Source organism: Ruegeria sp. F11, assembly GCF_056533855.1.
Genome location: NZ_JBQFOW010000007.1, coordinates 47744 through 69377, shown reverse-complemented (window position 1 = coordinate 69377; position 21634 = coordinate 47744). Strand labels below are relative to the sequence as shown.

Here is a 21634-nt window from a genome sequence, read left to right as displayed (position 1 = left end):
GAAAAATGGTGTAGGCTGCACTTCAATTGGAGGGACACGAAATGACAATTTACCAAAGCCCATTACCACCTGTTGAATTGACCTCGCAGACAATCACCCAACGTGTGTTCGATGGGATCGCGCTGAACAGGCCGGTCCTGATCGACGGCCCGACGGGACGAGAAATGACGGGCGAGGAATTTGTCGAGGCGGTCAAGCGTTTTGCAGGCGGGTTGGCCGCGCAGGGGTATGGGTCGGACTGCCGCGTGGCTTTGATGGCCCCCAACATGCCGGAATATGCGGTTGTTTTTCACGGGGTCTGCTGGGCCGGGGGCACCATCACCACGATCAATCCCACCTACACCGCGCCCGAAGTCACCCAGCAATTGTCAGATGCCGAGGCGGAACTGCTGATCACCATCGCACCGTTTTACGATCTGGCTACGGTGGCGGTACAGGGCACCAAAGTTCAGCAGATCGTCGTGATTGGCGACGCGCCCGAAGGCGCGGCGTCTCTGGCCGATTTCATGGGCCCGCCGCAGGAAGATCAGGTGCCGGTGGATATCGAAAACCACATCGCTATTCTGCCCTATTCGTCGGGCACAACCGGCTTGCCCAAGGGCGTCATGCTGACCCACCGCAATCTGGTGGCGAACACGGATCAGGTGATGGGATACGCGGCGTTGGAACCGCATGAAACCACCGTCGCGTTTCTGCCATTCTTTCACATCTTCGGGCTGCAGGTCGTGATGAACCTGTATCTGGCCGCGGGGGGCTGCGTCGTGACCCTGCCGCGCTTTGATCTGGAGATGTATCTGGACCTGTGCAGCCGCTACAAAACCCCCAAACTGTGGGTCGTGCCTCCGGTGGCTCTGGCGCTCGCCAAACATCCGCTGGTGGATCAGTTTGACCTGAGCGCGACAACGCAAATGCTCAGCGGGGCGGCCCCTATGGGCGGCGACATTTCGGATGCCGTGGCCGAGCGGCTGAACCTGCGCGCGGTACAAGGCTACGGGATGACCGAGCTTGCCCCGGTCAGCCATCTGACCCCACCCGATGCCGACAAAAGCGGGGCGTCCGGCGTAACCGCGCCCAGCACGGAATGCCGGATCGTGGACCCCGAAACATTGGAAGATGTCGCGGTGGGGGAAGAAGGTGAATTATGGGTGCGCGGCCCGCAGACCATGAAGGGCTATCTGAACAACCCGACGGCCACGGCGGAAACCCTGCTGCCAGATGGATGGCTGCGCACCGGCGACATCGCCCGGATTGATGCGGATGGCTTTATGTTCATCACTGACCGGCTGAAAGAACTGATCAAGTATAAGGCCTTTCAGGTCGCCCCTGCCGAGTTGGAAGCCCATCTTGTCACTCACCCGGCCATTGCAGACGCCGCCGTGATCGGCAAACCCGACCCCGAGGCCGGAGAGTTGCCGATGGCCTTTGTCGTCCCGGCCCCGGATCAGGCCCTGCCGCCACTGGAGGACCTGCAGGCCTATCTGGCCAAGCGCCTGGCCCACTACAAACAGGTCCACGTCGTCGAGGTCGTCGATGAAATCCCCAAATCCCCGTCGGGCAAAATCCTCAGACGGTTTCTGCGGGACAGGCTAGTATCGGCATAGGCGTCGGGTCTGGGTGTATGTCGCCCGGACCAACGCGCCCGCTTCCTCGGTCCGCGCGTTCTGCAGAATGCAAAAGAACGTCTAGAACAGCTGCAAGTCCTTCTTGCCGCTTTGGATTTCGGCAAGGTTTGGCATGTTCTGAACTTCTACGGGCTCTGGTTTCACGCCCGGCATTGCCACTGTGGGTTTCACCGCCTTCGCCATGACAAAGGCCGGTTGCTTCAATTCACCCCGGATGTCGCGCAGCAGCGTTTTGTGATCCGGCATCGCTTTGACGATCTGCGCAAGATCGGCCTTCGCGTGCTTCATCCCCTGAGCCCAAACCGCTTTCTTCAGTGGCCGCAAGCGATCGCGGATGCCGGTCCCATAGCCGGTATCATAGGATTGCTTGCCCAAAAGAACCGTCTGATAAACGCGATGGTCGAACAGGGTAGCGAACTCGACATCGTGTTGCATCGGCAGGCGGTGCTGCCACAATTCCAGGTTCTCGGCCAGCCTGTCCGGAATCTTCATCTGGGTACGCGCGTCGATCCAATATGGGTCATCGGTGCGGTTGCCCAGACGATAGTGCAGACAGATGAATTCGAGCACCTCGTTGTAAAGCTTGTCCATCTGGCGGTTATATCTGGCCCGCAGCGCAGGCTCGATGTCCTGCGTGGGCAGATGTTCCGCAAACCAGCGCACCGCGTGGTCGATCATGTGGATCGCGGTGCTTTCCAACGGCTCGATAAACCCGCCGGACAGGCCGATTGCGACACAGTTCTTGACCCAGGCATTGCGCACGCGCCCGACGCGCATCGGGATCACGCGCGGTGTCAAACCCTTGCCGCTGTCACCCAGCCATTCAAGATATTCATCCGCCGCCTGATCATCGGTACGATGCGCGGATGAAAACACATAGCCCGTGCCCACCCGATTGTAGAGCGGCACCCGCCAAGTCCAGCCCGCGCCAAGAGCCGTGGAGCGCGTGAGGCTTTCGATCTTCCTTGGATTGGGATGCTCGACCTGCAGCGCCATCGCACGATCGTTGGGCAGATAGTCCGAGTAATCCATGAACGGCTCACCCAGAGCCTGATTGATGATCAGCCCGCGGAAACCGGTGCAATCCACCACCATCTCGATGTCATGACGACCGGCACGCTCTAGCTTCAGGTGGCTGACGTTGCCCTGTTCGTCCAGTTCAACCGCCTGCACCTCATCTCGGATATGCTCGACGCCGCGCGCGGTGCAGACCTTGGTCAGCATGCCGGCAAATTTCACGGCATCCAGATGGTAGGCATAGCCAAAGCGCTGCTCAAACTCGGGCTGCCCCAACTGCCGCGCGCCTTTGCACATACGGCCCAGATGATCATGCGGCGAGATCGACTGAGTGAAATCCCGATCCCCGTTGCCAAAGCGCAGGAAATATTCGGCGGCCTCCAGCCCCTCGATCATCTGGCCGTGGGCAAAGGGGTTCACATAGTCGATGCGCTTACCCTTGGCATCCTTGTTCCAGTTGCAGAACTTCACGCCCAGTTTGAACGACGCGTTGGTTTCGCGGAAAAAGTCCCGTTCGGAAATGCCCGCCTGACGCAGCGTGACCGGCATACGCGGCACCGTGGCCTCACCCACGCCCACGGTCGAGATATTGGGGCTTTCGATCAGGCAAATCTGCGGGCGGTCGTTCGGTCCTGACGTGCGGGAAAACACCATGTCCAGGATCAGCGCGGTCATCCAGCCAGCCGTGCCGCCACCAACGATGGTGATTTTGTTCAAACGATTACTCATGTGGTTCTGTCCCTGTTGGCTTGCGGGATTTTATAGCTGCGGTCCCCTTTTGATTTTGGGGTTTGTATCGCGGCTTTCCCTTTTTGCTTGCCGGAGACTATAACAGCTTTCCTGCGACCAGCCAGAGCTTATGACGCCCTGACGCGCACATCGTGCTTGGCATCAAAACCTCTGCAAAACGGGCTGGCATCAGGTCCTTCGTGGCTTCGGGACGAGGATCAGATTTCCTCGCCCTTCTTTAAAAGATCTTCGATCAGTTCGCGTTGAAGATCGGTGCTGTCACCCCCTCCGAACTCGGCCGCGCCACCGGAATAGAGCGTGCCGTAGGTCTTGGTGATGTTCACCGTCTGCGCCAGACCCGAGATCAGTTGTTCCTTGTCCAGCCGGGACAGCGGGTGAATGAACGCGGCCCAAAGGGTGCCGTTGGCGATAGCATAACGCGCGTCCAGGGTACTGTCGAAATTCGCCTGCATCATCCGCCGCATCTCGTCGGCGGTCAGTTCCTCGGAACTGCGGATCGGTACCATTGCCCGCATACGATCCGCATTTGCGTCAGCAATGACCAGAACGGGAACATCCGCGACCGTCATCGAAAACCCCGGACCACTTGGCTCGGCCTCGGGGTCGAGGGCGAAGATGATCTTGCCCAGACGCTCATACGTCATCGGAGGCTCAGCTTCCGGGGCCTCCTGCGCGGCCAGACCGCCGGCCAGAAAAATCAGGGAAAGGGCTAGTCGGATCATGGCGTCGCTCCTGCAGGTTGCCCGCTTACCATAGGCGTCGCGCTGCCCTCTGGCCAAACAAAGCTTGGTGAAGAGCATCCTCCGAAAAGACGCGTTCTTGAACGATCTGCAAGGTTTGCCGTTGCATCTGGAATGGTCCGTTCAGAACCGGCCCCCTAGCTTTGTTTCAGCGGCTGGCAATCTGCCCGCCCCAAACCTGAATACGGAAGGAAACGCAATGAAATCTCTGGTCCTGACCACCCTGATCGCAACCCTGCCCCTGATCGCCGCCCCGGCCTTTGCGGCGGATGAGATCAACGTCTCGAACGGTATCTCGGCGGGCGGTGCGCCGCTTGCCGCGCATGGCGTCGATCTGGTGGCGCTGGTTACAAGCGGCAACCCGGTTGAAGGCTTTGCCAACCACTCTGCCACCTATGATGGCGCATCCTACTATTTCACCAGCTCCGAGAACCGCGAAGCGTTCGAGGCCAACCCCGCCGCCTATCTGTCCCAGCATGGCGGGTTCTGCTCTTTCGGCGTGTCGGTTGGCAAGAAATTCGACGGCGACCCGGATCAGTATCTGATCGCGGACGGCAAGCTGTACTTGTTCCTGAACGGCGAAACCCGCGCGGCCTTCCTGAAGGATGTCACCGGCACCGCGAAAACTGCAGACGACCAGTGGGCCAATATCAAGAGCATCGCTGTCGGCGAGTTGTAATTACCCTACCTAAGACCCGCGGCGTCACGGCGTCGCGGGTATTGCTTTTTCGATGATCGAAATCGCCGTGGCCAGCGCGTCGTCAATATTCAGGTCCGAGGTGTCCAGCAACACGGCATCCTCCGCCGGTTTCATCGGCGCGGTACTGCGTTCGGCATCACGCGCATCGCGCTCGCGCACGTCGGCCAGAACCTGATCACGCGTGACATCCCCGCCTTTCGCGCTGAGTTCCAGAAACCGTCGTTCCGCCCGCACCTCGGCGCTGGCGGTGACGAACAGCTTTACCTCCGCCGCCGGGCAGATCACGGTGCCGATGTCGCGACCGTCCAGAACGGCCCCTCCTGCCCGTCGGGCAAAGCTGCGTTGAAAATCCACCAGTGCCGCGCGCACCTCGGGGACGACGGCAACCCGGGATGCCGCCTGAGCGATCTCAGCCGTGCGCAGGTCGCCTTGCTCCAATTCCTCCGCCGTCAGGGACTGCGCGGCCTCGACCGCATCAGCTCCGTTCAGCGTACGTCGCCCGACTGCCCGGTAAAGCAGCCCGGTGTCCAGATGGGCAAAGCCAAAATGCGCGGCAACGCCCTTTGAGATCGTGCCCTTGCCCGCCGCAGCCGGGCCATCGATGGCAACCGTAAAGCTCACGTGCGTTCGACCTTTGCGCCCAGTGACGCCATCAGGGGCTCGAAGATCGGGAAAGAGGTCGCAATCGGACCACCGTCATCGACCGAGACCGGGGTTTTCGCGCCCATCCCCATCACCATGAACGACATGGCAATGCGGTGGTCCAGAAAGCTTTCGCAGGTTCCACCACCGGGCACACCGCCGATACCAAGGCCATCGACCGACCACCAATCCTCGCCCTCGTCCACCGTCACGCCGTTTGCGCGCAGCCCGCGCGCCATCGCGTCGATCCGGTCGCTTTCCTTGACGCGCAGCTCTTTCACCCCGCCCATCATCGTGGTGCCGGTGGCATTGGCCGCAACGACGGACAGAACCGGATATTCGTCGATCATCGACGCGGCGCGGTCCGGCGGCACGGTGATCCCCTTCATGTTGGGCGAATACTTCGCGCGCAGATCGGCCACCGGTTCACCGCCCTCTTCGCGCTCGTTCTCATAGGTCAGGTCGGCCCCCATCTCGCGCAGCGTGGTGAACAGACCCGCACGGGTCGGGTTCAGACCGATTCCGGGCACCAGCACATCCGATCCAGGCGTGATCAGCGCCGCACAAACCGGGAAAGCCGCGCTGGACGGGTCGCGCGGAACTGCGATGACCTGCGGCTTCAACTCGGGTTGACCGGTCAGAGTGATGACGCGGCCCTCATCGGTGTCCTCAACTGTGATTTCCGCGCCGAAACCGGCCAGCATCCGTTCGGAATGATCGCGGGTTGCTTCTTTCTCAATGACAACGGTCTTGCCGGGGGCATTCAGACCGGCCAGCAGCACGGCAGATTTAACCTGCGCCGAGGGTACGGGCACCTCGTACCGCACCGGAACCGGGTCCGCCGCGCCGACGATGGTCATCGGCAACCGCCCGCCCTCGCGGCCCACCGCCTGCGCCCCGAATAGAGCAAGCGGATCGGTCACACGCGCCATCGGGCGCTTGTTCAGACTGGCATCGCCAGTAAAGGTCGCCGTGATCGGGCAAGTCGCCATCGCACCCATGATCAACCGCACGCCGGTCCCCGAATTGCCGCAGTCGATCACTTGATCAGGCTCGGCAAAGCCACCAACGCCGACACCGTGCACCGTCCATTCTCCGCCACCATGATCGGTTACCTCGGCGCCAAAGGCGCGCATAGCCTTGGCGGTGTCCAGCACATCCTCACCTTCCAGCAGGCCCGAAATTTTTGTCTCACCCACCGCCATCGCGCCCAGAATCAGCGACCGGTGCGAGATCGACTTGTCGCCCGGCACCTCGGCCGTGCCGGTCAGCGGGCCGCAAGGATGCGAGGTCATCGGGATGGGCGTGCCGTGTCCGGACATGGGGGCTCCTGTTTTCGCTATCAGTTCAGGGCGGATTAGCGAATTGGGGCCGGTTGGTCCAGCCGCAATCAGCCGGTGCGGCGGAAGGTCAGGTAATGCGGTGCGCGCCCTTCCCGCAGCGCCTTTTGTTCGTAGCGGGTGGAAATCCAATCCTCCCACGGGTCGCGCCAGTCGGCCGGGCGCTCGGCCAGCCATTCGAAACCCGCGCGCGGAACTTCTTCCAGCGTTTGGCGGACGTAGTCGGGGATGTCGGTGGCCACCCGGAAAATCGACCCCGGTTTCAGGACCCGCGCCAGAGGTTCCAGATGTTCCTTCGTCACAAACCGACGACGATGGTGCCGCTTTTTGGGCCACGGATCGGGATAGAGCAGGAAGGCGCGCGAGATGCTGGCATCGGGCAAAACATCGAACAGGTCCCGCGCATCGCCGGGATGTACGGCCAGGTTCTCAACCGCTGCACGGCGGATTTTGCCCAGCAGCATGGCAACGCCGTTAATGTAAGGCTCGGCCCCGATAATACCGATATCAGGGTTGTTTTCGGCCTGGTGCACCAGATGCTCGCCACCGCCAAAGCCGATCTCAAGCCACACCGGCTTGCCACCGAACAGACCATCCAAATCCAGCGGCAGGCGTTCGGGGTTGCTGTCCCAGTCGACATCACCGGGCGACAACGCGGCGAGGTCTTCATTCAGATAGGCCTTCTGGCTGGGCTTGAGGGTCTTGCCCTTGAACCGGCCATAGAAGTTTCTGCGCGGGCGTTGTGGTGTCTCGGTGGTCATGCCGGTGCCCATACTGTGACGCTGGGCCTGTGGCAAGGGGTCGGAGATGGGAGCCAGTCCCCACACCCCCGAGGTATTTTTCAACAGAAGAAGAGCGCGCCCGTCAGGGCGCACCTTTGGATCACCTCTGTCAAAAGGCCTTTTTCAGCGCGTCCGTCAGATCGGTGCGTTCCCAGCTAAAGCCTCCGTCCGCATCCGGTTCTCGGCCAAAATGGCCATATGCGGCAGTGCGCTGGTAGATAGGCTTGTTCAATTGCAGGTGCTCGCGAATGCCGCGCGGGGTCAGGTCCATCACCTGCCCAACGGCCTTTTCGATGGACGCATCCGCGACCTGACCGGTGCCGTGGGTTTCAGCATAGATCGAAAGCGGCTTCGAGACACCAATCGCATAGCTCAACTGGATGGTGCAGCGTTCCGCCATGCCCGCGGCAACAACGTTCTTCGCCAGATAGCGCGCGGCATAGGCCGCCGAGCGGTCCACCTTGGTCGGGTCTTTGCCCGAGAACGCGCCGCCGCCATGAGGCGCAGCACCGCCATAGGTGTCGACGATGATCTTGCGCCCCGTGAGGCCTGCGTCGCCATCAGGGCCGCCGATCACGAATTTGCCGGTTGGGTTCACGTGCCATTCGGTTTCCGCCGACAACCAGCCATCGGGCAGAGTCTCAGAGATATAGGGCTCGACAATGGCGCGGATGTCGTCTGATGTCAGCGCCTCATCCAGATGCTGGGTCGACAGAACGATCGAGCTGACGCCAACCGGCTTGCCATCGCGATAGATCACCGAAAGCTGAGACTTTGCGTCCGGACCCAAAGCCGGTTCTGTTCCGTTCTTTCGGACCTCGGCCAGACGGCGCAGGATCGCGTGAGAATACTGGATCGGCGCGGGCATCAACGCGGGCGTTTCGGTGGTTGCGTAGCCGAACATGATACCCTGATCACCGGCGCCTTCGTCCTTGTCATCCGACGCATCCACACCCTGCGCGATATGGGCGGATTGCTCGTGCAGCAGGTTCGTCACCTCGACCGTCTGGTGGTGAAATTTATCCTGCTCGTAGCCGATATCCTTGATACAGGCGCGCGTAATCTCGTCGATACGCCCCATGTAATCATGCAGCTTTTCCTGATCCGACAGGCCAACTTCGCCCCCGATCACAACCCGGTCGGTTGTGGCAAAGGTTTCGCACGCCACGCGTGCTTCGGGTTCCTCGCTTAGGAACGCGTCGAGTACGGCATCGGAAATACGATCGCAAACCTTATCCGGGTGGCCCTCGGAAACCGATTCCGAGGTAAAAATGTAGTTCTGTCGGGACATAAATGTGCTCCATTAAGATTTCTCTGCCACGCCAGGAAGCCGTTGTGACAGGCATAGGCCCGGATACGCGCAGAGTGGGGCAGGGTCAATCGGTAATTGCGCTACGCCCGTCGGGTGGTGCGCCAGAGCATCGCAAACAGGGCCAGTAGGACTATGAAAACCGGACTGTCCCCCGTGCGCGAATAAAGTGTCGCGGTCTGCGGCAGAGGGAGCGTGGCATCCACATAGCCCGCCTGCCCCAATGGCAATTGGGCTGTAATCCGCCCCAGCGGGTCGATCATGGCCGAAACCCCGGTATTGGCCGAGCGCATCATCGGCACGCCCTGTTCGATCGCCCGCATCTGCGCCTGTGCCAGATGCTGATACGGGCCCGACCGGGTTCCGAACCAGGCATCATTGGTGATCTGCACCAGAAAATCGGCGCGCCCTGGTGCGCCGTTTACGTCCTGCGTGAACACGGCCTCATAGCAGATCAGGGGCAAGGCCCGACCCAATTCACCTGCGTCAATCAACTCGGGCCCCGGCCCGGCGCTGAACCCGTTCCCGGTGGTCGCGGCCAGGCCGAAAACTCCGAACCGAGCCATCAGGTTGCCCAGCGGCACGTATTCGCCAAAGGGGGCCAGATGGTGCTTGTCGTACACGGCCTGCTGTCGGCCCGTCTGATCCAGATAGACCAGTGAGTTATAAATGCGCGGCCCCTCGGCCCGTTGGATACCCAGCATCACCGGCGTGCCCTGCGCGGCTTCTGAAATGGCCTCGAGATATGGCTGGGCGCTTCCCAACCACGCGGGGACAGAGGTCTCGGGCCAGACGATCAGATCGGGTCTGGGCTGGGCAGCGGTGAATTCGATCTGCCGCGCAAAAAACAGCGGGGCATAATCCGGGTGCCATTTCTGGTGCTGCGGCGCGTTGGGTTGCACCAGACGGACGATATGGTCGCCCTCGACAACTGGCGGGCGGGATGCGGCGTAGACAAAGGCCAGAATCGCAACGCCCAAAGAAAAAGCGATGGAGCCGATCGTGGCTTTTGCACCTGCGCTTTCGGACAAAACCGCGCCCAAAGGCAGGGTCACACCTAGGGTCAGTGCGCCTAACCCGTAAGGCCCCACCAGCGACAGCACCTGAGCGACCGGCGAGTTCACCCAAACCTGCGCCAGCCCGGCCCACGGAAAGCCAGTCAGAACGTAGCCCCGGGCGAACTCGGCCAAGGACAACGTTACTGCCAACAACGTGGCTTGAAGAACTGGCGACGCCTTCGGCCTCCGAGCCAGCCAGAAGGCCAATGCCCAGAACAAAGCCAACCCGCCTGCCATGAACACCAGCGCAAAAGGGGCCATCCACGCGTGCCGCTCAGCATCGACCTGAAACGGTTCGATGATCCAGCTCAGCGCGTGGGCAAAATACCCGGTCGCAAAGAACCACCCGACCCAAGCCGCCCGCGCACGCGTTTCGCTGACTAAGAACAGAGGCGCGATCAGAATCAGGGCCACCAGAGTCGCCGTCCAATACCCGAACGGGGCCAGACCAAACGCGCCGAGCGCGCCCAGCAGCGCCGCCACGACAATCCTCAGGCCAAAGGGCCAGCCCCGGGCAGGGTTCATGCAGCGATATCCGGTAGCATGACGCGCAGCCGCTTGATCCGGCGCGGGTCGGCGTCGATCACTTCGAACTCGGCCCCTTCAGGATGGCAGACAACCTCACCCCGCGCGGGCACGCGGCCGGACAGCATGAAGACCAGACCGCCCAGCGTGTCGATCTCTTCCTCGTCTACATCTTCATGGCTGGTCAGAGAGCGCCCGATCTCGGCCTCGAAATCCTCGAGCGGGACACGGGCCTGAACCACGTAGCATCCCGGTTTTTCCTGCACCCAAAGCTGATCTTCATCGGCATCGTGTTCGTCGGCAATCTCGCCCACGACTTGTTCAATCAGGTCTTCGATGGTCAGCAGGCCATCCACACCGCCGTATTCGTCGATCACCAAAGCCATATGACGACGCTCGGTCTGCATCTTGGTCAGCAGCACGCCAATCGGCATCGAGGGCGGCACGAACAGCAGGGTGCGCAACATCGGCACCAGATCGAACTCGGTCGATCCACCATTGAACCCATGTGTCAGGGCAAAATCCTTGAGGTGCACAAAGCCCAGAGGCGTATCCAGCGTACCCTCATAAACCGGAACACGCGACAGGCCGCTTTCACGGAACAGCTGGACCAGTTCATCCTTTGCGACCGTCGACGGAACCGATACGATTTCCGCGGTCGGGATCGCGACATCCTCGACCCGCATGCGGCGCAGGTTGATCATGCCGCGCGGTTGTACGCTTATGGCATCGTGCCCATTGGTCAGCCCGGTCTGGTCGTCGTCCGAGCCCGAGAACGCATCAAAAATTCGGGAAAAGAAACCGCTTTTCTCTTCTATGTCGTCATTGCCGTCCTGTGGTTGCGCGCTGTGCGCCGCCCTAGAACTGCCGTCTGTATCGCCCATTTTCCTGTTCCAATTGATCGGGTGAGATAACCCGCTTCATAACCTATATGGGTCATCAATACCCATTTTGCCAAGTATCTTGACCTCGACCGCCTCCATCAGCGTGGCGTCGGGGTCGCGGATGTGATCATAACCCAACAGATGCAACGTTCCGTGAACGAGCAAATGGGTCACATGATCGTCCATGTCCTTGCCTGCCTCCGCGGCCTCGCGCGCGCAGGTTTCATAGGCAATCGCGATGTCGCCCAAGGGAATTTCGCCGGTGAAATCCGGTTCCGGTGGCTTCGGCACGTGTCCGGCCATTTCCGGAGTCAGGTCCTCGGCAGGCCAACTGAGCACGTTTGTCGGGGTCGGTTTGGCGCGGAATTCAGAATTCAGGTCTGCGATGCGGGCATCGTCGCAGCCTAAAACGCTGACCTCACACAGGTCCGGGTCCAGCCCGCAATGCTGCAGCACGGCGCTGATCGCCCTTTGGCACAGGGGTTCCAACCCCGCCCAGCGTGGGTCGTCGACAGTTAACTCCAGATTCATGACGCCATTCCAAAACCCCAAGTGCGGGCCCGGAAATCAACCTGTTTCGCGGCCCGAGTCGGCCTCATACGCTTCGATGATGGCGGCGACAAGCGGGTGGCGTACCACATCTTTCGACGTGAAGTAGTTGAAACTGATGTTGGGGATGGTTTTCAGCAACCGTTCAGCATCAGCCAGCCCCGACTGAACACCACGCGGCAGATCGACCTGAGACCGGTCGCCGGTGATCACCATGCGACTGCCCTCGCCCAGGCGGGTCAGGAACATCTTCATCTGCATGGTCGTGGCATTCTGCGCTTCGTCCAACACCACAAAGGCATTGGCCAATGTCCGCCCCCGCATAAAGGCTAGCGGAGCAATTTCGATGCGTTTTTCTTCAATCAGCTTGGCGAGTTGCTTGCCCGGCAGAAAATCATTCAGCGCATCGTAAAGCGGCTGCATGTAAGGATCGACCTTGTCCTTCATGTCGCCCGGCAGATAGCCCAGCTTCTCACCAGCCTCGACCGCCGGACGGCTGAGGATGATCCGGTCCACATGCCCGCCGATGAACATCGAGACGCCCACGGCCACCGCCAGATAGGTTTTGCCGGTCCCAGCCGGGCCGATGCCAAAGGCCAGTTCGTTGTTGAACAGCGACTGCACATAGGCCTTTTGCGCATCCGTGCGGGGCTCAACAAGCTTCTTGCGGGTCTTGATCTCGACCGTGCCGCCCTTGAACATTTCAAGCTGGTCGCCGTCGCGGCTGCCGGTTCCCTTCTCAGAATCACCCATCCGAAGTTCGCGGTCGACATCCGCGGCCTCGACCTCGCGGCCGCCTTCCAGACGGGTGTAAAGGGCCTGCAGAACGTCAATCGCCTGTTTCTGGGCGTGTTCTTCCCCCATCACCACCAGTTGATTGCCCCGGCGGATGATCTGAACAGAAAGCTTTTGTTCGATCTCAGCCAGATTGCGGTCGTATTCGCCGCAAAGATCAATCAACAGTCGGTTGTCGGGAAACTCTACAAATGCCTCTTGTTGCGGCATCTCGTCTTGCGGTGGGGTCAGGGCACCGATGGCCAATCCGTTCTCCTGTCTTGGCGTTTCATCTTGAGCGTAGACAACAAAACTTGGTGGGCGCAAGCCACAGTTTTAAAAAATCTGGTGTAGACGACAAATCGGACAACAGGTGCCGGAACCCTTGTCCTTTCCGGGGATTGATCAGAACGTGTAGTTCAGCCCGAAACGCAAGCCCCGATAGTTTGGCGTGGACTTGGTCGAAAAGCCTGATTCGAACTGAATTACCTCGGACTCGAATTGCACGTACTCGTATTCGCCCGTGATCGACCAGTTTTCGTTCAGCCGGTGTTCGGCTCCGATGCTGGCCGAAAATCCGTTGCGGGTGTCGGTATCGCGGAACGCCTGAAAGGTGGGACCCGACCCGAAGCTGTTTGTTGTCTCTACATCCCCGTGCACATAGCCGATGGTCGCGAAGTAAAGGATGCTCTTGCTGCGATTCGTGAAGCCGCTGCGCAACCGAAGCGACAGCACGTCCGAGACCCGAGACCCGCCCTGCACTGGGGTGCCGCCGACTTGAGTTGAAACGTCGTCCTCAAGCGATCCGAAATCATACCCGATTTCAACGCCATAAACATAATCGCGCCCGCCAAAAAACGGCAGAATCCCGCGCCAGCCGCCGCGAATGCCGCCGTAGTTCCCTGTCAGGTCCTGTTCGCCAATCGCAAAAGTTCCACCCGGTGTGGTCAGTCCAAAACGATCATCACCACCCAGGCCGTAAGCCCCGCTTACCCCAAGATAAAAGGCGCTCACGTCGCTGCCGATCCGGTTGGGGCTGACCACTTCGGGGTCCTCGACAGTGCCTTTCAGGTCTCCGGCTATGGTGGCGCTTGCAAAGAAAGTCACGACCGAGGCCGCTGGCACCGCGCGCCGGAACTTCGACAAACTGAGTCTTTCCACAATTGTCACTCGCACCCTCCATCGCTTTCACCCCAAGTCGGATCAGCGCAGACTGAAACCCCGAAGGCGTAAAACCACACCCGGAATAAGACTGGCTCCCCTCGGAACATAGTTCCAAAGGATAAATCAAGGGTAAATTTCAGAAACCAACACCAACGATGGTATCTGAAGCGCAGCTAAAGGCCGGATTAAATCAGTTCACCTGCCAAGGAGTTTGCTCCGGACTCGACTATCCGCACCTGTTTCAGGTCACCTGTCGCGATGTCCGGACCCGCAACATGGACCGAGTGCAGATATTCCGATTTCCCAACCATTTGCCCTGGCAAACGACCCGGTTTTTCAAACAGAACCTTGACAGTGCGGCCCACCATCGCGTCCTGAATTTCCCTTTGATGTCGGGTGATCAAAGCCTGCAGGCGCTGCAGGCGGTCATCTGCCGCTGCGGGATCAACCTGCGCCCGCTCGGCCGCCGGGGTTCCCGGACGTGTCGAGTATTTGAAGGAGTAGGCATAGCCGTATTTGACCTGCTCGACCAAATCAAGCGTGGCCTGAAAATCTTCTTCGGTTTCCTCGGGAAAGCCGACAATGAAATCGCCCGACATAACAATGTCGGGGCGCGCCGCGCGAATGCGTTCGATCAGGCGCAGATAGCTCTCCGCCGTGTGGCTGCGGTTCATCCGTTTCAGGATTTTGTCCGAGCCCGACTGAACCGGCAAATGCAGGTAAGGCATCAGCTTTTCGCAAGTCCCGTGCGCCTCGATCAGATCATCGGCCATGTCGTTGGGGTGCGAGGTGGTAAAGCGGATACGTTCCAGCCCGTCCACCTTGTTCAACGCCCAGATCAGACCAGCCAGCGTCATGTCACCGTTCGGCCCTGCCCCGTGATAGGCGTTTACGTTCTGGCCCAGCAGAGTGATCTCGCGCACGCCGCGTTCGACCAGATCCTGTGCCTCGCGGATGATACGATCCGCCGGGCGGCTGACCTCGGCCCCTCGCGTATAGGGCACAACACAGAAGGCACAGAACTTGTCACACCCTTCCTGCACGGTCAGGAACGCGGTCGGGCCGCGCTTGGCCTTGGGCCGGTTCTTCAGCTTCTCGAACTTATCCTCTTCCGGGAAATCGGTATCCAGCGCCTTTTCACCCGAACGGGTCTTGGCCTCCATCTCGGGCAGGCGATGATAGCTTTGCGGCCCCACCACCAAATCGACCAGAGGCTGCCTGCGCATGATCTCTTCACCCTCGGCCTGCGCCACACAGCCCGCAACGCCGATCTTCAGATCGGGCTTTTCGGCTTTCAGACCTTTGAAACGGCCGAGTTCGGAATAGACCTTCTCCGCCGCCTTTTCCCGAATATGACAGGTGTTCAACAGAATCATGTCCGCTTCATCGGCGGATTTGGTTTCCACATAGCCCTGCCCGCCCAGCGCTTCGGCCATCCGCTCGCTGTCATAGACATTCATCTGACAGCCATAAGTCTTGATAAACAGCTTCTTCGGTTCGGACATTGGGCAGGCCTTTGCATTCGCTGGATCGGCGTCATCTATATGCAACGAACGCCGCTTGCAATGGTGGCGCAATTACCCGAATTTGGCGGCAGTTTCCAGCAAGGCGGCACCGATAACAGGCGATGCAGTACGAATCCCCCGACCATTTTCTGAACGCAGGCCTTGCCGCACTGGCCAAGGGACCGGTCGCTCTGATTTTCGCCGAGGATGAGACCGAGGTCGAAGGCACCCTGCGCCACCACCTGAAGCTCGGCTTCAAATCGGTGATCGCGTTTATGCCCGAAGAGTTTGGCCTAGACCCCGCACTTGAAGGCCAGATCCACCGCGTCACCCTGAAATGCGTGCCGCGTTCGGTTGTGTTTGAGACGATCAACCGGATCATCGCCTCGGCCCCCGGCCTCTGGATGTATTACTGCTACAACGCCGAATACCTGTTCTTTCCGTTTTGCGAGACCCGCAGTATCGGCGAATTTCTGGCGTTTCATAGCGAGGAGCGGCGGAACGCAATGCTCTGCCATGTGGTCGATCTCTACGCAGACGATCTGGCCACCTTCCCGAACGGCGTGGCCCCCGATCACGCCATGCTGGACAGCACCGGATATTACGCCCACACGCGGCACGATGCCTCGGGCCAGCCACTGGATCGGCAGCTTGATATGTCCGGCGGTCTGCGCTGGCGGTTTGAAAACCACATTCCGTATGAACGTCGCCGCATCGACAGGATCGCCGTTTTCAAAACGCAAAAGGGCCTTACCCTGCTGCCGGATCACACGTTTAGTGAGCCCGAATACAACACTTATTCATGCCCGTGGCATAACAACATGACTGCGGCCATATGCTCATTCCGCGCGGCCAAGGCATTGAAACGAAACGCAGGGTCCACCTTCGACATCCCGACCTTCCGCTGGCGCAACTCGATCCCCTTCGACTGGAACTCGCGTCAGTTGCTGGATTTGGGGCTGATCGAATCCGGCCAGTGGTTCTGATCCGCACTTCATCTGTCCAAAAATATCCCTGGGGGAGTCGCGGCCTGTCGCGACGGGGGCAGCGCCCCCTAATCACCGCCGCAACAAAACCGGAAACCAATCCTCGCGCAGACGCTGGCCCGGCACCATGTCATGCCCCGGAAACGGCGGTGAGGTCCGACCCGGACGTTCGGCATACCGCGCGTCGTCCCCGACCAAACGCAGAGAAAACGCGCGCCGGCGGCTGTCCGACTGGTTGCCGCGCGCGCCGTGCAGGGTGCGATAGTTGAACGCCACCGCATCACCGGGCTCCATTTCGAACTCGACAACCTTCATGCCCTCAGCATCGGGGTCGGGAACAGGGATGTACTGACCTTCATCCGGAAAGAACCCCTCCTCGGACACCCAGCGGGTCGGCAGAACCTCTTTTTCCCAACGATGCGATCCGGCGACACAGCGCAGAGTGGCCTGTTTCACCGGGTCCAGCGGGGACCAGAAGCTGATCGTTTGCTGGCCTTCGACGAAGTAATACGGCCCATCCTGATGCCAGGGCGTGGCCATGGATGTGCCCGGTTCCTTGACCAGAACATGGTCGTGAAACATCTGCACACTCTGCGACTGCATCAGATCCGCGGCAACTTCGGCAGCGGGCGACGCCTCAATCACGTCACGAAACTGGGGGATGCGAGTCCAGTTGCAGTAGTCGTCAAAAAATCGGCCGGTTTCGCCCTGTTTCTTGTTTTCCGAAGCATACGGACCGGGATCGGCCATATTCGCCGCTACCCCGTCACGCAACTGATCCACGTGATCCGCAAACAGACCTTTGACCAAGACGACACCGTCGGTCTGGTAAGTGTCAATCATGTCCGGGGAAACGAGCGGATGTGGCATTGGGCTCTCCTTGATGTATCCGCCTCAGTTTGCGTCGGATCATACCTTCTGTTCAAATCATATCTCGCAAAGCTATAATTAACTTCATGTTATATATTTCCCTGCGCCAGTATGAATATGTCTGCGCCATCGGGCGGTATGGCAGCCTGTCGGCGGCCTCGCACCATCTGAACGTCTCGCAGCCTGCCTTGTCGACCGCGCTGACGCGGGTCGAATCGCATCTGGGCTATCCGCTGTTTATCCGTCGGCGCGGGGCTGCGATGGCGTTGACCCCGCAAGGCCGCAGGTTCATCGAACGGGCCGAAGACGTTCTGACATCCGCCGCGCGAATCGAGGCATCGGACACGGCCGAACAGGGCTTAACGCAACTGCGGCTCGGCTGCTTCACCGATCTGGCCCCGTTTCATCTGGCCTCGGCCCTTCGGCATCTGCAGGCGTCACTGCCCAATGTGACAACCGCCTACACTGTCGGACCGTTCGAGAGCCTGCTGAGCGACCTGATCAACGGTCAGCTCGACATCGCAATCACCTATGATCTTGGAATGGATGCCGGGTTTTCCCGAACAACCCTGTTCGAGAACCGCGCAGGCGCGATACTTTCGCCCGACCATGCGCTGGCAAAGCGCAAACAGGTCACTTTGTCGGAACTGGAAGACTACCCCCTGATCCTGTCCAACGAAGGCCTGTCGGCGCAGCATATACTGGCCCTGTTCCGCCTAAACGGGCTGAGCCCCCGCGTGGCCCACAGAGCCGCCTCACTGGAGATTCAACGCAGTCTCGCCGCGCATGGCGAAGGGGTTGGGATCAGCTACGCCAACCCGCCTGGCGACCTCAGCTATGATAACAAACCACTTGTTCGATTGCCGATCAGCAATCCTGATGCGACCGAAGCTATTGTCCTCGCCCGTCACGGCAAAGGGCCAACGGACGCAACGCTTGCCATGGCCGAGCGTGTTTTGATTGTAAACCTGACTGCAGAACGAGCTATTGCGTCCGGCGTAGACGGATGACCACATCCACCGATGCGATCTCGACCCCTTCGGGCGCGTCCGGCAGGCGTTGGATCACCAACTCCTCGGACGGAGCATCGCTCAACCGACCTTCATCTTCCCAGAAGAAATGCGGATGATCGTGGGTGTTGGTGTCAAAATAGCTTTTGGAGCCATCCACCGTGATCTCCTGCAACACACCGGCGTCGCAAAAGGCGCGCAGGGTGTTATAGACCGTGGCCAGCGAAACAGCGTCGCCGTTGGATTTGGCGGAGTCGAACAGGCTTTCTGCGGTCACGTGCCGATGGCGACCGTCACCCACCAAAAGCTCGGCCAAGGCCACCCGCTGACGCGTGGGGCGTAATCCGGCATTGACCAACCAGTCTGTCGCGATGTCCCGGCTCTGAGGTGTCATGGGTCCGATACCTGTTGCTGCTGACCATATATATAGGGGCGGCCAACAGGGAATTTCAAATGAAATTCATTCGCAAAGAATGTCGTATGCACAACATGATGTGGCGCGCTGCTCTTGCAGGCCCTTGCAAACGGGTGCTAGACGAGGCCAGATTAAACGAACGGACCCCTGGCAGGAGAGGCGGCAGAATGGCCCAATTCCCGAGCAGCTTTGACAAGGACGATCTGCTGAAATGCGCGCGCGGCGAATTATTCGGCCCCGGCAACGCGCAGTTACCCGCCCCGCCGATGCTGATGATGGATCGGATCACCCAAGTTTCCGCCGATGGCGGTGCACACGGTAAAGGCCATATTCTGGCCGAGTTCGACATCACCCCGGACCTGTGGTTTTTCGAATGCCACTTCCCCGGCAACCCGATCATGCCCGGCTGTCTGGGCCTTGATGGCCTGTGGCAGTTGACCGGCTTTAACCTGGGCTGGCGCGGCTGGCAGGGGCGCGGCATGGCCGTTGGGGTGGGCGAGGTCAAACTGACCGGCATGGTCCGCCCGGACCGCAAGATGCTGACTTATAAAATCGATTTCAAAAAGGCGATCCAGACACGCCGCCTGACTATGGGTGTGGCAGATGGTATTGTCGAAGCGGACGGTGAATTGATTTACGACGTCAAAGACATGAAAGTCGTCCTGTCTGACGCCTGAGCCAGACCGGCCCGAAACGAAGGAGCACGCATATGCGTCGAGTAGTTGTCACCGGTTTGGGGATCGTCTCCTCCATCGGGAACAATGCCCAAGAGGTTCTGGCCTCGCTCAAAGCCGGTAAGTCCGGCATTGAGGCCAACGAGCAAATGGTCGAACACGGCTTTCGCAGCCAGATCGCCGGAACGCTCAAGATTGACGTCAAAGAGCATGTGGACAAGCGCACCCTGCGCTTCATGGGCCCCGGTGCGGCCTATGCCCATATCGCGATGGATCAGGCGATCGCCGATTCCGGCTTGACCGAGGATCAGGTGGTGAACCCGCGCACCGGTCTGGTCGCGGGCTCGGGCGGGCCGTCGACCAGCGCCATGCTGACCGCGCATCAGACCGTTCTGAAAAGCGGTGCGACCAAGCGGATCGGGCCGTTTGCGGTGCCGAAATGCATGTGCTCGACGATTTCCGCCAACCTCGCGACTGCCTTCAAGATCAAGGGCATCAACTATTCGATCACCTCGGCCTGCTCGACCTCGCTGCACTGCATCGGCAACGCGGCGGAACAGATCATGCTGGGCAAACAGGACGTGATGTTCGCAGGTGGTGGAGAGGAACTGGACTGGACGCTCTCGTGCCTCTTCGACGCGATGGGCGCGATGTCGTCGAAATACAATGACACGCCCGACAAAGCGTCGCGCGCATTTGATGAAAACCGCGATGGGTTCGTGATCTCCGGCGGCGGCGGTATCGTTGTGCTGGAAGACCTCGACCACGCCTTGGCGCGCGGGGCCAAGATCTACGCCGAGGTCACCGGCTATGCCGCCACCTCGGACGGTCACGACATGGTGGCCCCGTCCGGCGAAGGCGGCGAACGCGCTATGCGTTTGGCCCTATCCACCCTGCCCGAAGGCCGCAAGGTCGGCTATATCAACGCCCACGGCACCTCGACCCCGGTTGGCGATGTGGGTGAGGTTGAAGCCGTCCGCCGCATCTTTGGCGAAGGCAACGTGCCTCCGATCTCGTCGACCAAGTCGATGACCGGCCACGCGCAGGGTGCAGCAGGCGCGCTTGAGGCGATCTTCTGTCTGCTCATGCTGGACAATGATTTCGTTACACCGTCGATCAATGTCGACACACTTGCCGAAGGCATCCTGCCCGGTGAAATTGCCACTCAGGTGGTTGAAAATGCAGGCCTGGACAGCGTGATGACCAACAGCTTCGGCTTTGGTGGCACCAACGGATCCATGATCCTGTCCAAATATAACGGGTGAACACGATGTCGGAAGTTATGAAGGGTAAGCGCGGCCTCATCATGGGCGTGGCCAACGACCGCTCGATTGCCTGGGGTATTGCCAAAGCCATGCACGAGGCGGGCGCGGAACTGGCCTTTACCTATCAGGGTGAGGCGTTTGGCAAGCGGCTGGAACCGCTGGCACAAAGCCTGGGCAGCGATTTCATGGTGGATGCGGATGTCACCGACGACGCCTCGCTGGATCGTGCGTTTGGGGAATTGGCTGAACGCTGGCCCACCATCGACTTTGTCGTACACGCGATTGCGTATTCGGATAAATCCGAGCTGACAGGCCGATTCCTGAACACCACTCGCGCGAATTTCAAGCATTCGCTGGATGTCTCGGCCTATTCCTTCATCGAGGTGGCGCGCCGTGCCTATCCGATGATGAAGGACAATGGCGGCACGCTGCTGACGCTGACCTATGCGGGCTCGAACCGGGTTGTCCCCAACTACAACGTCATGGGCGTGGCCAAGGCGGCGCTGGAATCGGCGACCCGCTATCTGGCCAACGATCTGGGTCCGGACGGCATCCGCGTCAACGCGATCTCGCCCGGTCCGATGAAGACGCTGGCCGGTGCGGCCATCGGCGGCGCGCGCCGGACCTACAAGTTCTGCGATCAGAACGCGCCGATGCGCTCGAACGCGACGCTCGAGGCCGTGGGCGGCACCGCTGTGTATCTGGCCTCGGATGCCGGAGCATTTACGTCGGGCGAAATCATTCGCGTCGATGGCGGCTTCCATGTGCTGGGAATGCCACAGCCCGATTTCATGTGACCCCATCTTTCCCTGCCGCCGCCCAGATTTAACCATCTTTCGGCGGCAGGAATACGGGCATGAGCAAGCTAGACCAAATCATGGCCAACAGCCCCCGCGCGCCGCAAGCCCGGCGTAAACAGGGTTTCCTCAGCCACCGCGCGCGCATCCTTTTGCTGACGCTGACTTCGCTGCTGCTGGTGTTTGTGTTCTACACGCAGCCGCAGGTGCGGGCCGCAATCGACACTTTACTGGGGTAAGGCGCGGGCCGTCTGCG

The 21634-nt window shown here is 60.2% G+C and carries 22 protein-coding genes and 1 riboswitch; of the genes, 8 read left to right on the top strand and 14 right to left on the bottom strand.

The window, feature by feature from the left end; genetic code table 11:
- Positions 1-41 precede the first annotated feature (41 nt).
- The gene (locus ACR0NJ_RS10870; RefSeq protein WP_480817150.1) at positions 42-1601 is read left to right on the top strand and encodes an AMP-binding protein; all 1560 of its coding nucleotides are present in this window, start codon (positions 42-44) and stop codon (positions 1599-1601) included.
- A gap of 81 nt (positions 1602-1682) precedes the next feature.
- Here ACR0NJ_RS10870 and ACR0NJ_RS10865 read toward each other — a convergent pair whose 3' ends face one another.
- Both ACR0NJ_RS10865 and ACR0NJ_RS10860 read right to left on the bottom strand, forming a co-directional pair.
- Positions 1683-3368: a tryptophan halogenase family protein gene (locus ACR0NJ_RS10865; protein ID WP_480817149.1), complete on the bottom strand. Its 1686-nt coding sequence runs from the start codon at positions 3366-3368 to the stop codon at positions 1683-1685.
- 218 nt (positions 3369-3586) lie between these two features.
- Positions 3587-4111 carry a hypothetical protein gene (locus ACR0NJ_RS10860; RefSeq protein WP_480817148.1) on the bottom strand — a complete coding sequence of 175 codons (525 nt, stop codon included), beginning with the start codon at positions 4109-4111 and terminating at the stop codon, positions 3587-3589.
- 217 nt (positions 4112-4328) lie between these two features.
- Here ACR0NJ_RS10860 and ACR0NJ_RS10855 point away from each other — a divergent pair, with 217 nt between their 5' ends.
- Positions 4329-4808 (top strand): YHS domain-containing (seleno)protein, encoded by a 480-nt coding sequence (locus tag ACR0NJ_RS10855; protein ID WP_480817147.1) that lies wholly within the window; start codon positions 4329-4331, stop codon positions 4806-4808.
- Positions 4809-4832: 24 nt separating this feature from the next.
- Here ACR0NJ_RS10855 and ACR0NJ_RS10850 read toward each other — a convergent pair whose 3' ends face one another.
- The 10 genes from ACR0NJ_RS10850 to miaB form a co-directional block, all read right to left on the bottom strand.
- Positions 4833-5450, bottom strand: a complete 618-nt coding sequence (locus tag ACR0NJ_RS10850; protein WP_480817146.1) for a (d)CMP kinase — start codon at positions 5448-5450, stop codon at positions 4833-4835.
- Entirely contained in the window at positions 5447-6793 is a 1347-nt protein-coding gene (gene aroA, locus ACR0NJ_RS10845) for a 3-phosphoshikimate 1-carboxyvinyltransferase (RefSeq protein ID WP_480817145.1), read from the bottom strand. Before aroA ends, ACR0NJ_RS10850 begins: the two co-directional genes overlap by 4 nt.
- A 68-nt stretch (positions 6794-6861) precedes the next feature.
- Complete coding sequence (gene trmB / locus ACR0NJ_RS10840; protein ID WP_480817144.1) at positions 6862-7572, bottom strand: tRNA (guanosine(46)-N7)-methyltransferase TrmB; 711 nt, start codon at positions 7570-7572, stop codon at positions 6862-6864.
- A gap of 130 nt (positions 7573-7702) precedes the next feature.
- A complete protein-coding gene (gene metK, locus ACR0NJ_RS10835) occupies positions 7703-8884 on the bottom strand; it encodes a methionine adenosyltransferase (RefSeq protein ID WP_480817143.1) in 1182 nt (393 codons plus the stop codon).
- Between the two features lie 5 nt (positions 8885-8889).
- Positions 8890-8938: riboswitch (SAM-SAH riboswitch) on the bottom strand.
- Positions 8939-8985: 47 nt separating this feature from the next.
- Complete coding sequence (lnt, locus tag ACR0NJ_RS10830; protein ID WP_480817142.1) at positions 8986-10485, bottom strand: apolipoprotein N-acyltransferase; 1500 nt, start codon at positions 10483-10485, stop codon at positions 8986-8988.
- The gene (locus tag ACR0NJ_RS10825) at positions 10482-11369 is read right to left on the bottom strand and encodes a hemolysin family protein (RefSeq protein WP_480817141.1); all 888 of its coding nucleotides are present in this window, start codon (positions 11367-11369) and stop codon (positions 10482-10484) included. Before ACR0NJ_RS10825 ends, lnt begins: the two co-directional genes overlap by 4 nt.
- A gap of 36 nt (positions 11370-11405) precedes the next feature.
- Positions 11406-11900 (bottom strand): rRNA maturation RNase YbeY, encoded by a 495-nt coding sequence (gene ybeY, locus ACR0NJ_RS10820; protein ID WP_480817140.1) that lies wholly within the window; start codon positions 11898-11900, stop codon positions 11406-11408.
- A 36-nt stretch (positions 11901-11936) separates the two neighbouring features.
- Entirely contained in the window at positions 11937-12959 is a 1023-nt protein-coding gene (locus ACR0NJ_RS10815; protein WP_480817139.1) for a PhoH family protein, read from the bottom strand.
- Positions 12960-13097: 138 nt separating this feature from the next.
- Positions 13098-13862: an outer membrane protein gene (locus tag ACR0NJ_RS10810; protein WP_480817138.1), complete on the bottom strand. Its 765-nt coding sequence runs from the start codon at positions 13860-13862 to the stop codon at positions 13098-13100.
- Positions 13863-14041: 179 nt separating this feature from the next.
- Complete coding sequence (gene miaB / locus ACR0NJ_RS10805) at positions 14042-15361, bottom strand: tRNA (N6-isopentenyl adenosine(37)-C2)-methylthiotransferase MiaB (protein WP_480817137.1); 1320 nt, start codon at positions 15359-15361, stop codon at positions 14042-14044.
- A 122-nt stretch (positions 15362-15483) separates the two neighbouring features.
- Between miaB and ACR0NJ_RS10800 the strand changes: the two genes are divergently transcribed.
- A complete protein-coding gene (locus ACR0NJ_RS10800; protein ID WP_480817136.1) occupies positions 15484-16347 on the top strand; it encodes a hypothetical protein in 864 nt (287 codons plus the stop codon).
- Positions 16348-16419: 72 nt separating this feature from the next.
- Here the strand turns inward: ACR0NJ_RS10800 and ACR0NJ_RS10795 are convergent, their stop codons facing one another.
- Positions 16420-17217 carry a phytanoyl-CoA dioxygenase family protein gene (locus ACR0NJ_RS10795; RefSeq protein WP_480817135.1) on the bottom strand — a complete coding sequence of 266 codons (798 nt, stop codon included), beginning with the start codon at positions 17215-17217 and terminating at the stop codon, positions 16420-16422.
- A gap of 86 nt (positions 17218-17303) precedes the next feature.
- Here ACR0NJ_RS10795 and ACR0NJ_RS10790 point away from each other — a divergent pair, with 86 nt between their 5' ends.
- On the top strand, positions 17304-18227 hold the full coding sequence (locus ACR0NJ_RS10790; RefSeq protein WP_480817134.1) for a LysR family transcriptional regulator: 924 nt from the start codon (positions 17304-17306) through the stop codon (positions 18225-18227).
- On the opposite strand, the gene irrA is transcribed toward ACR0NJ_RS10790, so the two are convergent.
- Positions 18202-18621, bottom strand: coding sequence for an iron response transcriptional regulator IrrA (gene irrA, locus ACR0NJ_RS10785; protein WP_480817133.1), 420 nt, complete (start codon positions 18619-18621; stop codon positions 18202-18204). The genes ACR0NJ_RS10790 and irrA overlap by 26 nt on opposite strands.
- Before the next feature lie 188 nt (positions 18622-18809).
- On the opposite strand from irrA, the gene fabA reads away from it, so the two are divergent.
- The 4 genes from fabA to ACR0NJ_RS10765 are packed head-to-tail and all read left to right on the top strand — an operon-like array spanning position 18810 to position 21617.
- The gene (gene fabA / locus ACR0NJ_RS10780) at positions 18810-19319 is read left to right on the top strand and encodes a bifunctional 3-hydroxydecanoyl-ACP dehydratase/trans-2-decenoyl-ACP isomerase (protein ID WP_480817132.1); all 510 of its coding nucleotides are present in this window, start codon (positions 18810-18812) and stop codon (positions 19317-19319) included.
- Between the two features lie 32 nt (positions 19320-19351).
- A complete protein-coding gene (gene fabB, locus ACR0NJ_RS10775; RefSeq protein ID WP_480817131.1) occupies positions 19352-20581 on the top strand; it encodes a beta-ketoacyl-ACP synthase I in 1230 nt (409 codons plus the stop codon).
- Between the two features lie 5 nt (positions 20582-20586).
- Positions 20587-21378: an enoyl-ACP reductase FabI gene (locus ACR0NJ_RS10770; RefSeq protein ID WP_480817130.1), complete on the top strand. Its 792-nt coding sequence runs from the start codon at positions 20587-20589 to the stop codon at positions 21376-21378.
- A gap of 59 nt (positions 21379-21437) precedes the next feature.
- Positions 21438-21617 carry a hypothetical protein gene (locus tag ACR0NJ_RS10765; protein ID WP_480817129.1) on the top strand — a complete coding sequence of 60 codons (180 nt, stop codon included), beginning with the start codon at positions 21438-21440 and terminating at the stop codon, positions 21615-21617.
- The last annotated feature ends 17 nt before the right edge of the window (positions 21618-21634 follow it).

Coding starts and splice junctions, on each gene's coding strand:
- ACR0NJ_RS10825 (WP_480817141.1), bottom strand. CDS start 11,369: ATGGGCGATACAGACGGCAGTTCTAGGGCGGCGCACAGCGCGCAACCA.
- ACR0NJ_RS10865 (WP_480817149.1), bottom strand. CDS start 3,368: ATGAGTAATCGTTTGAACAAAATCACCATCGTTGGTGGCGGCACGGCT.
- fabA (WP_480817132.1), top strand. CDS start 18,810: ATGGCCCAATTCCCGAGCAGCTTTGACAAGGACGATCTGCTGAAATGC.
- ACR0NJ_RS10765 (WP_480817129.1), top strand. CDS start 21,438: ATGAGCAAGCTAGACCAAATCATGGCCAACAGCCCCCGCGCGCCGCAA.
- irrA (WP_480817133.1), bottom strand. CDS start 18,621: ATGACACCTCAGAGCCGGGACATCGCGACAGACTGGTTGGTCAATGCC.
- ACR0NJ_RS10870 (WP_480817150.1), top strand. CDS start 42: ATGACAATTTACCAAAGCCCATTACCACCTGTTGAATTGACCTCGCAG.
- aroA (WP_480817145.1), bottom strand. CDS start 6,793: ATGTCCGGACACGGCACGCCCATCCCGATGACCTCGCATCCTTGCGGC.
- metK (WP_480817143.1), bottom strand. CDS start 8,884: ATGTCCCGACAGAACTACATTTTTACCTCGGAATCGGTTTCCGAGGGC.
- ACR0NJ_RS10860 (WP_480817148.1), bottom strand. CDS start 4,111: ATGATCCGACTAGCCCTTTCCCTGATTTTTCTGGCCGGCGGTCTGGCC.
- fabB (WP_480817131.1), top strand. CDS start 19,352: ATGCGTCGAGTAGTTGTCACCGGTTTGGGGATCGTCTCCTCCATCGGG.
- trmB (WP_480817144.1), bottom strand. CDS start 7,572: ATGACCACCGAGACACCACAACGCCCGCGCAGAAACTTCTATGGCCGG.
- ACR0NJ_RS10790 (WP_480817134.1), top strand. CDS start 17,304: ATGTTATATATTTCCCTGCGCCAGTATGAATATGTCTGCGCCATCGGG.
- miaB (WP_480817137.1), bottom strand. CDS start 15,361: ATGTCCGAACCGAAGAAGCTGTTTATCAAGACTTATGGCTGTCAGATG.
- ACR0NJ_RS10800 (WP_480817136.1), top strand. CDS start 15,484: ATGCAGTACGAATCCCCCGACCATTTTCTGAACGCAGGCCTTGCCGCA.
- ACR0NJ_RS10795 (WP_480817135.1), bottom strand. CDS start 17,217: ATGCCACATCCGCTCGTTTCCCCGGACATGATTGACACTTACCAGACC.
- ACR0NJ_RS10855 (WP_480817147.1), top strand. CDS start 4,329: ATGAAATCTCTGGTCCTGACCACCCTGATCGCAACCCTGCCCCTGATC.
- lnt (WP_480817142.1), bottom strand. CDS start 10,485: ATGAACCCTGCCCGGGGCTGGCCCTTTGGCCTGAGGATTGTCGTGGCG.
- ACR0NJ_RS10770 (WP_480817130.1), top strand. CDS start 20,587: ATGTCGGAAGTTATGAAGGGTAAGCGCGGCCTCATCATGGGCGTGGCC.
- ybeY (WP_480817140.1), bottom strand. CDS start 11,900: ATGAATCTGGAGTTAACTGTCGACGACCCACGCTGGGCGGGGTTGGAA.